The organism is Eubacterium barkeri (assembly GCF_900107125.1).
In the GTDB taxonomy this organism is placed as follows: domain Bacteria; phylum Bacillota; class Clostridia; order Eubacteriales; family Eubacteriaceae; genus Eubacterium_O; species Eubacterium_O barkeri.
In genome coordinates, this window is record NZ_FNOU01000013.1 from 71,425 (window position 1) to 83,225 (window position 11,801).

Sequence of the window (11,801 nt, forward strand, 5' to 3'; positions counted from 1 at the left end):
GAGGGGGGGTATACGCAGGTGTCCCAGCCAAACGGATTGGTGATTTTGAGTATCTTATGGAGGAACGAGAAGCTGTCGAAAAAGATGGAAGAAAAATATCTGAACGTTTTAAAGAAGTATGGGATGAGTATAAATATAGTGGTAATTAAAAGGAAAATAATGAATGAAAAAAATATTTGAAATAGATATATCAAAAATTGTTCAAGATAAAAAGATTTATGTTTATCGGGTGGCTTCATTAAATAAACCAAAAGATAATGCGGTTATGTTTATTACAAAAGAATATTTAAAATACGTTGATTCTTTATATAAATGTGAAAACTGTTTGCTTTTTTGGCCTAAATCAGAAATACTCCCGAAAGAGATTCAAAAGAGACATGCTGTAATTCAGTGTAGTGACCCAAGAAAAGAATATTGCCGTTTTTTTTATGAACGACATATAGTTAACTATCCAATCGTTGATAATTATAAGGTGGTTAATGGGGCTTATATTGCAGAATCCGCTAAAATTGGTAAAAGATGTACGATTTTTCCAGGTGCCTATATTGGGGGAGAAACTGTTATTGGTGATGATGTTTACATAGGCAGTGGAACGAAGTTATTAGGAAGAATTTCGATTGGAAACAATGTGATTATTCGAGAAAATTCTGTGCTTGGGGCGGATGGCCTCTCAACGAATAGAGATGAAAATGGGAAAGCATTAACGATGCCACAATTTGGTGGAATTACAATTGGAGACAGAGTAGAAATTGGCGCTTTGACTGTTATCGGCCGTGGTGCAATAGATGATACAGTAATAAAGAGTGGAAGTAAGATTGATAATAGCTGTTTTATCTCACACAATGTAGTTTTAGGGGAAGATACATTTGTTGTAGGTGAAACAATTATGTTCGGGAGTTCATCGACTGGAAGACAAGCTTATATTTCTGGTAATTCATGTATACGTGATGGCATTCATATTGGGGAGAAATCATTGGTGGGAATGGGATCTGTTGTCGTTAAGCCAGTGGGAGATAAAAAAATAGTAAAGGGAAATCCTGCAAAATAAAAGGAAGAAAAATTCATGAAAAAAGTATTAGTTGTAGCTGCTCATCCAGATGATGAAATCCTGGGAGTTGGTGGAACAGTTGCCAAACATGTAAAAAATGGTGATGAGGTTACATCGATTGTTTTGTGTGAAGGTGAATCATTAAGGTATGGAAAAAATATTGGACAAAGCAAAGCAATGGAAAAAGCGGGGAACATGCTAGGAGTAAAAAGAGTAATTCAACTTATGTTTCCAGATCAAAAACTTGATACATATACATTGACGGATATTATTTCTCCATTAGAAAAAATATCAAATGAGATTAAACCAAATATTATTTATTCTCAATTTGGTGGAGATATAAATATGGATCATCAATTGTTATTCCAAGCTTCTAATGTTGCATTTAGGCCTTTAGATTCATGGATTGAAGAATTCTATGCATTTTACACGGTAAGTAGTACCGAATGGGGATTTCCAAGATCTTTTATTCCAGATACTTGGGTGGATATTAGTCAGACATTGAAAGAAAAAATTGCTGCATTTGCTTGCTACAAAAGTGAGATAAGAGAATATCCGCATCCAAGATCTCAGAAAGCATTAGAATACGTTGCACGATTTTGGGGAAATCAATGTGTAATGGATGCAGCGGAAGCTTTCATGACAATTCGAAATATAAAGAGATGAAAGAACGTGGAGCAGGTCGTATGGTGAAAAAAAAAGTAATGATTCTTGGCGCATCAATTGGGCAAGTATCAATTATTAATAAAGCAAAAGAATTAGGATATGAAGTTGCTGTTGTTGATCAAAATGAAAATGCCGTAGGGATACAATTCTCTGATGTTTTTTTTCATGCAAGCACTATTGATGAAAATGCGGTGACAGAGATTGCAAAAAAGTATAGGCCGGATGGCATTACTACTGTCCAAACAGACATGCCGGTAAGAGCAATTGCTAAAGCGTGTTCAGAATGTGGACTGACTGGAATTAGCTACGATACAGCTATTAAAGCAACAGACAAACAGCAGATGATTGAAGCATTCAAAGCGAGTGGAATAAGTAGTCCATGGTATTTCGTGGTTGAAAATGGGAAAATAGATAGTGTTTTAGATGAATTGATCTATCCTTGCATTTTCAAACCTGTGGATAATTCTGGGAGTCGAGGGATTTCGCTTGTTGAGAATAAACAGTGTGTTAAAGAGGCATTGCTCTACAGCACGAGAAATTCAAAGAATGGGAAAATACTTATAGAAGAATATCTTAGAGGTCCAGAGGTTAGTGTGGAAATCTTTATGATTGATGGAGTTGCTCATATCCTTGCAATAACAGATAAATTAACAACAGGTGCGCCTCACTTCGTTGAAATTGGGCACAGTGAGCAGACTCAATTGGATGAAAAATCTAAAGAAGATATTGCGAAACTAGCAAAAGATGCAATGTTAACAATAGGAGTATTTAATGGACCGGGTCATGTTGAAATAATATTAACGAAAGACGGGCCTAAAATGGTGGAATTAGGAGCTAGGCTGGGCGGAGATTTTATAACAACAGACTTAGTACCTTTAGCAACGGGAGTTGATTTATTAGCCGCAACACTACAAATGGCCTGTGGAGAAGAACCAAATTTAGAGATTAAGTTTGACAAGGGTAGTGCTATACGCTTTATTGCTGCTGAAGAAGGAATAATTGAATCCATTCAAGGAATACGAGAAGCGAAAAATATTAAAGGTACTGTTAAAGTTGAGATGTTAAAGGATGTTGGGCAAATAATTCAGCCGTTAAAGAGTAGTTTGGATCGAGTTGGATACATTATAGCTCAGGGAAATACTCCAGAGGAAGCAATTGAAAAATGCTCAACAGCATTAGAAAAAATTAATATCAGAATAAGGAAAATATAAATGTATCAGCATTATTTTAAAAGATTGTTTGATATAATTCTATCGATTATAGTGTTACCTTTATTATTGGTAATTTTAGTTTTTTTAGGGCCACTCATATACATGGAAGATAAAGGAAGTGTTTTTTATAAAGCAAAAAGGAGAGGTCGTTATGGAGAAGTATTTGAGATGTACAAATTTAGAACAATGAAGATGAATGCTCCAGATTTAAGAAACGAGGATAATTCAACTTATAATAGTAAAGACGATTTTAGATTAACCTGTATTGGTAAAAAACTCAGGAGCGCCTCGATTGATGAATTACCCCAGATATTTAATATAATCAAAGGTGATATGAGTTTTGTTGGACCAAGACCAATAACGATTGATAAACCATTAGATCAGTATGATGAGAAGCGTATTGTTCGTTTAAAAGCAAGACCAGGATTAACTGGATTTACACAAGCGTATTATCGAAATAGTATTACTCAAGAAGAAAAAATGCAATATGATGCAAACTACGTAAAGAGTATTACGTTTCTAAGTGATTTTAAAATTATTTTAAAAACAGTAGAAACTGTTTTACAAAAAAAATATATATATAAATGAAAGAGAAGTATGAAGTGAAGAAGCTAATTATTGTTGGTGCTGGTGGGATGGGAAGAAAGCTGTATGAATGTGTGCGTAAATTAAATTGCAAAAACAAAAGGTGGGAAATTATTGGCTTTATAGATGATAATTTAAATACGTTGCAAGGGAAAAAGTGTGACTTAGAGATTATTGGCACGATAAAAGAATGGACACCTAAAAAGTCTGAAGTCTTTGTTATGGGAATCTCCGATCCGTATTTAAAAAAGAAATTATCAAATCAAATAAAGGAAAAGGGTGGAGAGTTTGAAACAATTATTTCGCCAGATGTTATCCTAGGGGATTATGTAAACATTGGGGAAGGGAGTGTGATTATGACTCCTTATAATGTAGAAAGCGGAGCAAAAATTGGGAGATTTGTTACTTTATTAGGATCGACTATTGCGCTTGATGGAGAAATTGGTGACTATTCTACAACGACAGGCTTTGTAAACTTAACAAACTCAAAGCTAGGATCAGAGGTGTTTGTAGGAAGTCATGCTGTCATATTAGAAAATGTTAATGTTGGAGACAGAGCTGTTATTTGTGTGGGGAGCATTGTGATGCAGGATGTTGAAAGTGATACAAAAGTAATTGGATATCCTGCACGTACAATTGAAAAAATGAATAGGAGATTTTATAATGGCAAATAAAGACTTGTATTTTCAAATATTTCAAGAAGTGTTTTATGAAGAAGTTGGAAGATTTACAACTTCATTTAAAAGAGAGTCTGAAGATAAATGGGATTCTTTAGCACATATTACACTTATTTCTGAACTAGAGGATAAATTTGAAATTCTATTAAATTCGGATGATATTCTAAAGCTCAATTCATTTGAAATGGGAATAGAAATATTAAAAAATTATGGAATTATATTCTAAAAGTATCAATAGAATAATGTTAAAAGATAAAGTTTGTATAGTTACTGGAGCAGGCAAAGGAATAGGAAAAGCAATTGTACTTGCATTAGCAATTGAAGGTGCTATTGTATTTGCATTAGAGCATCATAGTGGGGATGTATATTCTTGGGCCGATGAGTTCCCAATTGATGCAAAAATAACTGCAATTCAGGTGGATGTTACGGATGAGGAAGACATAAGAAATGCGGTATTTGAAATAAGAAAAAGTTTTGGAAAAATTGATGTTCTTGTGAATAATGCTGGGATTGAATATAATGAAAGAATTGGGATGATATCTAATCAACATATGGAGGAAATGTTCAGAGTAAATGTTTTTGGAATGATTGGCATGCTTCAATATTGTAGTCGATTAATGATTCGAAATCAGGGTGGGAGTATAATAAATATTTCTTCAATTGTTGGCGAAAAAGGAAATCCAGGACAGTTAGTTTACTCCGCAACCAAAGGTGCAGTAATTGCTTTAACAAAATCAGCAGCAAAAGAATTAGCACCCTTTGGGGTGCGTGTGAACTCTATTGCTCCGGGAGTTACTAAAACAGAGATGATTGAAAAAACCGATGAAGAATATTTAAAAAAAAGGATAAGCCAAATATGTATGGGGAATATGTTAGAACCTCAGGATATTGCTAATGCATGTGTTTTTTTAGCATCAGATATGTCAAAATTTATTTCTGGTCAGGTTATCGGTGTTGATGGTTGTACAATTATGTAAGTTGGGGAGAATACTATTATGTTTTTAGAATTAGAGAAAAAACCTGAGAATAAAATTGCAGCAATTGATTGTACGCAACAAATGATTACATATGGAGAACTTACTGAATTATGTTTATCTAATACTAAGATCATGGAACAAAGGAGCTTAGTGTTCATTGTTTGCAATAATGAAATTGGTTCACTTGTTGCGTACTTGTACTCAATTCAAAGGAACTGCGTTCCGCTGTTAATTAATGAAAGTATTGATAATGAATTGCTTACAAATTTAAAAAATATATATCAACCTAATTATATTTTCAGATCGATAAATAGTCTAAAAGAATTTGAGGGAGTAGTTCGCTGGGAGACTTATGGATATGAATTAATTGAGTTAAGCAGAAAAAGAAACAACCTCAATCATCAGCTAGAACTATTAATGACGACATCTGGCTCAACAGGAAGTCCAAAGTTAGTTCGATACAAAAAAGGGAACTTGGAAGCAAATGCAAAAAATGTTGCAAAAGCATTTTCCTGGGACGAGCATGAAAAACCACTATGTGATTTATCAATGAGTTATACTATGGGTTTAAATATTATTAATACGCATCTTTATGTGGGGGCTACACTTTTATTAACTAACTTTAATATTATAACGGAAGAATATTGGCACTTCCTAAAAAAATATAGAGCAACAAACTTTACCGGAGTACCATTTAGTTATGATTTATTATTAAAACTTCACTTCAAACAAATGAATATTGAACATCTCAAAACTTTGGCTCAAGGTGGAGGGAAACTTTCGGATAAGATATTTAAGGAGTTTGCTGAATTTGCTGAATCGAGTGGTAAAAGATTTATTGCAACATTTGGAACAACGGAAACATCAGCCAGAATATCATATCTGCCTAATGAATATGCAACAAAAAAGATTGGAAGTATTGGAAAAGCAATACCGGAAGGTGAACTTTTTTTAATAGATGAAGATAAACATATAATAAGTGAAGTTGATAAAGAAGGAGAACTTGTTTATAAAGGTCCAAACGTGACGTTAGGTTACGCTGAGTGTCTAGAAGATTTATCAAAAGGTGACGAATTTCAAGGTGTGTTTTATACTGGTGACATTGCAAAAAAAGATGAAGATGGATTTTACTATATCGTTGGAAGAAAAAGTAGGTTTTTAAAGCTATTAGGTTACCGAATTAGTTTAGATCAATGTGAGAGTTTAATTAAAGTACAGTTTTCTGTTGAGTGTGCTTGTACTGGTGATGATGATAAAATGTTGGTTTTTATTGCTGGGAAAAATGATGCGAATGAGATTAAGTACTTTTTAAGTCAAAAAACGGGCATTTTTCAAAAAATGTTCAAGATAATCTTCATAGATAAAATTCCAAGAAATGAAACAGGAAAGATTATGTATAAGGAATTAATGAGAGGAATCTAAATGAAAATTCTCATAATTGGTAGGTCTAAACCATCTATTGATACTGGGATGCATGGTATATTTGAGTATGAACAAGCTGTTGGACTATCAAGAATTGGACACGATGTGTCATATATATATTGTGATGTAAGATCGATTAAATATCAAAAAAAATTCTTGAAAGTTAGGAAAAAGCATAAAAATATTTCTATAGCAGGATATCATATTCCTATAGGAGGAATTCCACAGAACATTTTATTAAAAATAAGGCAAGTTTTTCTTCTAAAAGCATTGAAAGAAATGGTAACTGAGAATGGTTATCCCGATATTATTCATATCCATTTTCCTTTAATAGTATTAGATATGTACATTTGGAAAAAATTAAAGGAATTTCCTTGTAAAATAATTATTACTGAACATTGGACAAAAACTCAATTAATGCAGCTTTCAGAATCAGAGATTAAGTTGTTAAATCTCATTGGGAAAGAAGCAGATACAATTATTTCAGTAAGTGAAGATTTAAAAAAAAGTATAATGAAATATTTTACAATTTTTAATGTAAAACGTGAAATTATCGTACTTCCGAATATGGTAAGGAATGACTTTTATACAATGGCAAAAAATAGTAATGGAAATAGTAAGATTTTCACATTTTTATTTACTGGCCGTTTGGTACTACATAAGAATTGTCATCTTCTGATTGATGCTTTTGAAAGTATTTTTGAACGAAATGATATGACCGTACAGCTTATAATCATTGGAAATGGAAAGGAATATGATTCCTTGAAGCAAATGGCTAGGAATTATAATGATTCAAGAATAATTATGAAGGGGATTATTAATCGGAAAGATATCGTTTCTTACTACAAAGAGTGTGATGTGTTTGTATCAGCAAGTGAGCTAGAAACATTTGGAGTTCCTTTTATTGAGGCATGGAGCTGTGGAAAACCAATTATTTGTGCAAATTCTTCACCAATAATGCCATATGTAAAAGAGGGTTTTAACGGTTGGACGTTCAAAGTTAACGATAGAGATGATTTAGCAGCAAAATTGTATGAAGTGCGCGAAAATAGATTGAGAATACCGGATGAGAAAATTAAAGAATGGGCATATAATAATTTTTCAGAAGAAGCGGTAATTAATAAAATAAATGATGTTTATGAATCATTCACGGTGCAGACTTAATGAAAAAAAAGAAAATGGATATTCATAGTTGTTATCTGGACAGGATTCTAATTTTAATGTATTCAATTATGGTCTTTGGATACTTAGGTCCGTTAGGGAAATATAGACTCTTAACAATATATATAACAGCAATAGTACAGTTTGCTATTCTCTTTTTTTGCAAAAGGAGAAGAAGATTCGAAGATGTTAATTTCTTTTGGATTCTCTTTTTTACTTATGTTTTTCTAAGTTTTTTATTTCTTAACCGAAAAAATGGATATGAGTATGTACTAATGTTAGCTTGCGGAATGATGGCATTAGCGATGGATCAGGACGATTGTTTTTTTAGTAGATTATTTAAAGTATGGCGAAATATTGCTGTAGTATTTGGAATACTGACAATCATTAATGTGTTCATACCCAATTTAGTTTATGGTTATTTTTCTTTTCTATTAACACAAGCACAAATTGATACAATTCAAAATAATATATTACTTGGTGGTTATCCTGGGATTGCAGGGGAAGTGAGTTTTAATTGCTTTTGTATTGCCATAGGAATTGCCGTACAGGTTATCTTTCTTTATTTTGAAAAACAAAAAGTAAGGAATTTTTTTATCCTTTTTTTACTGTTTATTGCACTTCTTTTAACTGGAAAAAGAAGTATGATACTTATTCTTCCTATTGTCTCAATTATTATCTTTATGCTTTTAGCTATTGAAAAAAGGAATAAGTATGTAAGGGAAATATTAACGCTTTTAATCATTGCGGCACCGTTAGTTTATTTAGGATTAAGAGATGAAATTACATTAATATTGACAAAAGGGGGAACCTCCTTAGCATTAAGTAACCGTGATTGGTTTTGGAATATTGCGGAGGAAATGTTTAGAAAGCATCCGTTTTGGGGAAATGGAATAAATACATATGATTTTATGTATAATGAATATAAGGTGAGAAATGGATATGTTTATTTTGCTGGTGCACATAATTCGTATTTGCAATATGCTGCAGAATTAGGCGCTATTGGCCTTGGGGTGTTTATAATCTGCATATTGTCGGAAATAATTAGAACAATAAAAAAAATTAATTTAGATTTCAAAAAGCATAGTAGTTTGATATCGATTGAAAATTTGTTTATTTCTTTATATGCACAATTATTTTGTATTCTATATGCATTATCTGAAAATCCATTTTATCAGCCGCAACAAATTATGACGTATTTTATCGTGATTAGTTGCTTAAGATGTTGTAGAAGGAAAGAAAAAGATGAATATTTTATTAGTTAATTATCATGAAATAAGCAAATTACCTCCGGTTCGTAATCTGGTTGAGACATTATTGCACAATGGACATAATGTTGAGCTAATTAGTTTTGATGAGTTGCAGATTTATCATTCTGATAATCGTCTGCAGAGAGTGATTTTAAAAGAAGAAAAAAACCCAGTAAAAAAATCCATGCTATTTCTAAATAGACGAAAAGCACTTTGCAGACTCGTTCAGAATAAAATGATGAATAAGGATTTAATTTGGACGACTACAGATCGAACCGCTAGAGAATTGAAAAGTATTTTACCAAATTATAAACATGTGATGCAATTAATGGAATTAAGAGAAGATATGCCAGAATTTCCAGGGCAAAAAATTGTAAAAGCTCATTTAGATAACATTGCAAGATCTGCATGGAAGGTGGTTGTTCCGGAGTATAATAGAGCTCACATATTATCTGCTTGGTGGAGCCTTGATAAACTCCCTAAGATATTACCAAATAAGCCATTTGATGATCAATGTCGCTTTCAAAAATGCCCAGATGATATTGAAAAGATTTTAGAAAGTCTTCAAAATGAGAAGAAAAAAATAATTTTGTATCAAGGTATACTTACAGATGAAAGAAGATTAGAAGAAATTGCGATGGCATGTGAAGAATTAGACGACTATTGTTTTTGTATAATGGGAGCATTAGATGCGTCGTGCTATACTATGTACAAAAAGTATAAAAGTGTCAAATTAATCCCTTTTATAAAACCACCATACCACTTAAAAATAACGGAAGTCGCATACATGGGCATTTTATCTTATTCCCCAAGGAATAATCCGAATTCCTCTATTTTAAATGCAGTCTATTGTGCACCAAACAAAATATTTGAGTATGCCGGCGCCGGTTTGCCAATGATTGGGAATGAGCTGCCGGGATTAGAAAAACCATTTAACGACTTTAATATTGGGATTTGTTGTCAATGGGATGTGAAAAAAATTAAGGAGGCTATTAGGTATATTGAAGAAAATCATGAAATAATGCGTGATAACTGCTTGTCTTTTTATAAGGGAATTGATTTACCAAGTATCGTAGAGGGTATATTATGTGATGCTGAATAAAAAAACATATTTGTATATTGAAAAGCTTAAGAAATCATCTTTAGTCAGGAATGGTGTTTGGCTATATGTTTTACAAATCTTTCAGACCGTAATTCCATTGTTTACATTACCATATGTTACACGTGTGTTAGGTGTAGATGGTTATGGGATGTTTTCAATAGCACTAAATTTAATTCTATATATTCAAGTTCTTGTTGAATATGGCTTTAATTTATCGGGAACACGCAAAATAGCATTGTCATCCAGTGAAGAAATATCCGAAATCTACTCAGATATTCAAACATCTAAAATTTATTTGTGCATATTGTCCCTCATTACTATTTTCATATTGTTTATTTATAGTACCTACGATCATTCCCAAAAGATGTGTTTAATACTTTTGTTTTTTTTAATACTTGGAGTAACCTTTCAGCAAACATGGTTGTTTCAGGGCCTTCAGAAGATGAAGTTTATTACTTTAATTAATGTATTCTCGCGCTTAGTATCGGTTGTTTTGATTTTTATATTTATACATGATTCACAAGATGTCTATTTATACTGTATTCTTTATTCAAGTACTTATGTGATTTCGGGTATTGTTAGTTTAATTGTTGTCAACAGGGAATTTGGAATAGCATATCATTTTTCTCCATTGATCAAAGTATGGTACGAGCTTAAAGATGGTTTTAGTCTTTTTATGACATCGGCTATGTCAAAAATTGTAACAGGATTTGGTATAACAGTATTAGGTTTTTTTGCAACTAATGAAGATGTTGGAATATATTCAGCTATGCAAAAAATTCCATATGTGTTGATAATGTTCTTCACACCAATTAGTCAGGTTCTTTTTCCATATATTAGCAAGCAATTTTCGATAGATAGAAGCAGAGGGGTGAAAATTGCAAAAAATTTATTTGTTATACTCCTTGTTATAATGGGGGCGATATGTTTTTTTATAGCGATATTCGCAAAAATACTCGTTCCAATTATATTTGGGGACGATTATGCACAAGGAGTTACGCTTATTTATGTATTATTACCATGGGCATTAATTAGTATTTTAAATAATGTTCTTGGCATACAAACTTTAGTTGCATGTGGATTTAATAAAGAATACAGTAAAATTTTTTCTGTTAATATTATTGTTACAATAGTGCTGAACGTATTTTTTGGAAAAATATACGGTTCAATGGGGGTGGCCATGGCAACCTTGATTGCTGAGTCTACACTAATGATTTGTCTTGCTTTATTTATTTGGGTTAAGCGGGAAACAATCAAAGGGGAAAATAATGTGTAAAGAGAAAATGAAAAAAACTTGTTTGATAATTTTGGTAGTTCTTTTGGGCGTATTCCCTCATATTTCAATTAGTTATGCTAGTGAAAATAATGAGAGTGAGGGAATGTTTGTGACATTGGGCGGATATACCTATTATCAAAATGCAGATGGAAGCTATGCAAAAGGCTTACAGGAAATCGATGGGGACTGGTACTATTTCGGAGATAGTGGAATCGTCAAAAAAGGGATGTGGAATATAGAAGGGAAGCGATACTACTTTGGTGAAGGCGGAAAGTCTGTCGGAGGTTTGATCGAGCCAGGGAATGGATACCTTTATTGTTTCGTAAAAGGCAGCGATGTCATAAAAGGGCTACAACAGGTCAATGGAAAATGGTACTATTTTAATCCCTCCACCGGGGCAGCACTAAGTGGATGGCAGACACTGGA

Annotated in this window: 13 protein-coding genes; all 13 read left to right on the plus strand. The window is 32.6% G+C overall.

Features of this window, described 5'->3' with window-relative positions; translation table 11 throughout:
• Positions 1-163: 163 nt before the first annotated feature.
• Positions 164-1,048 (plus strand): UDP-3-O-(3-hydroxymyristoyl)glucosamine N-acyltransferase, encoded by an 885-nt coding sequence (locus tag BLU30_RS08825; protein WP_090245576.1) that lies wholly within the window; start codon positions 164-166, stop codon positions 1,046-1,048.
• Between the two features lie 15 nt (positions 1,049-1,063).
• Positions 1,064-1,714: a PIG-L deacetylase family protein gene (locus tag BLU30_RS08830; RefSeq protein ID WP_090245578.1), complete on the plus strand. Its 651-nt coding sequence runs from the start codon at positions 1,064-1,066 to the stop codon at positions 1,712-1,714.
• Positions 1,711-2,925, plus strand: a complete 1,215-nt coding sequence (locus tag BLU30_RS08835) for an ATP-grasp domain-containing protein (protein WP_176770879.1) — start codon at positions 1,711-1,713, stop codon at positions 2,923-2,925. Before BLU30_RS08830 ends, BLU30_RS08835 begins: the two co-directional genes overlap by 4 nt.
• Complete coding sequence (locus BLU30_RS08840; protein WP_090245582.1) at positions 2,926-3,513, plus strand: sugar transferase; 588 nt, start codon at positions 2,926-2,928, stop codon at positions 3,511-3,513.
• A 14-nt stretch (positions 3,514-3,527) separates the two neighbouring features.
• The gene (locus BLU30_RS08845) at positions 3,528-4,184 is read left to right on the plus strand and encodes a PglD-related sugar-binding protein (protein WP_176770880.1); all 657 of its coding nucleotides are present in this window, start codon (positions 3,528-3,530) and stop codon (positions 4,182-4,184) included.
• The gene (locus BLU30_RS08850; protein ID WP_090245586.1) at positions 4,174-4,413 is read left to right on the plus strand and encodes an acyl carrier protein; all 240 of its coding nucleotides are present in this window, start codon (positions 4,174-4,176) and stop codon (positions 4,411-4,413) included. Before BLU30_RS08845 ends, BLU30_RS08850 begins: the two co-directional genes overlap by 11 nt.
• A gap of 16 nt (positions 4,414-4,429) precedes the next feature.
• Positions 4,430-5,164, plus strand: a complete 735-nt coding sequence (locus BLU30_RS08855) for an SDR family NAD(P)-dependent oxidoreductase (RefSeq protein WP_090245606.1) — start codon at positions 4,430-4,432, stop codon at positions 5,162-5,164.
• A gap of 18 nt (positions 5,165-5,182) precedes the next feature.
• Positions 5,183-6,586 (plus strand): AMP-binding protein, encoded by a 1,404-nt coding sequence (locus BLU30_RS08860; RefSeq protein ID WP_090245588.1) that lies wholly within the window; start codon positions 5,183-5,185, stop codon positions 6,584-6,586.
• On the plus strand, positions 6,587-7,750 hold the full coding sequence (locus BLU30_RS08865) for a glycosyltransferase family 4 protein (protein WP_090245590.1): 1,164 nt from the start codon (positions 6,587-6,589) through the stop codon (positions 7,748-7,750).
• Positions 7,751-8,022: 272 nt separating this feature from the next.
• On the plus strand, positions 8,023-9,012 hold the full coding sequence (locus BLU30_RS08870) for an O-antigen ligase family protein (RefSeq protein ID WP_176770881.1): 990 nt from the start codon (positions 8,023-8,025) through the stop codon (positions 9,010-9,012).
• Entirely contained in the window at positions 8,993-10,099 is a 1,107-nt protein-coding gene (locus BLU30_RS08875) for a glycosyltransferase family protein (protein WP_090245594.1), read from the plus strand. The genes BLU30_RS08870 and BLU30_RS08875 overlap by 20 nt, the downstream gene beginning before the upstream one ends.
• Positions 10,089-11,375, plus strand: a complete 1,287-nt coding sequence (locus BLU30_RS08880) for a flippase (protein ID WP_090245596.1) — start codon at positions 10,089-10,091, stop codon at positions 11,373-11,375. The genes BLU30_RS08875 and BLU30_RS08880 overlap by 11 nt, the downstream gene beginning before the upstream one ends.
• Positions 11,368-11,801 (plus strand): N-acetylmuramoyl-L-alanine amidase family protein (locus tag BLU30_RS08885; RefSeq protein WP_422717898.1); only part of this gene is annotated, 434 nt, incomplete at its 3' end. The genes BLU30_RS08880 and BLU30_RS08885, both read left to right, overlap by 8 nt.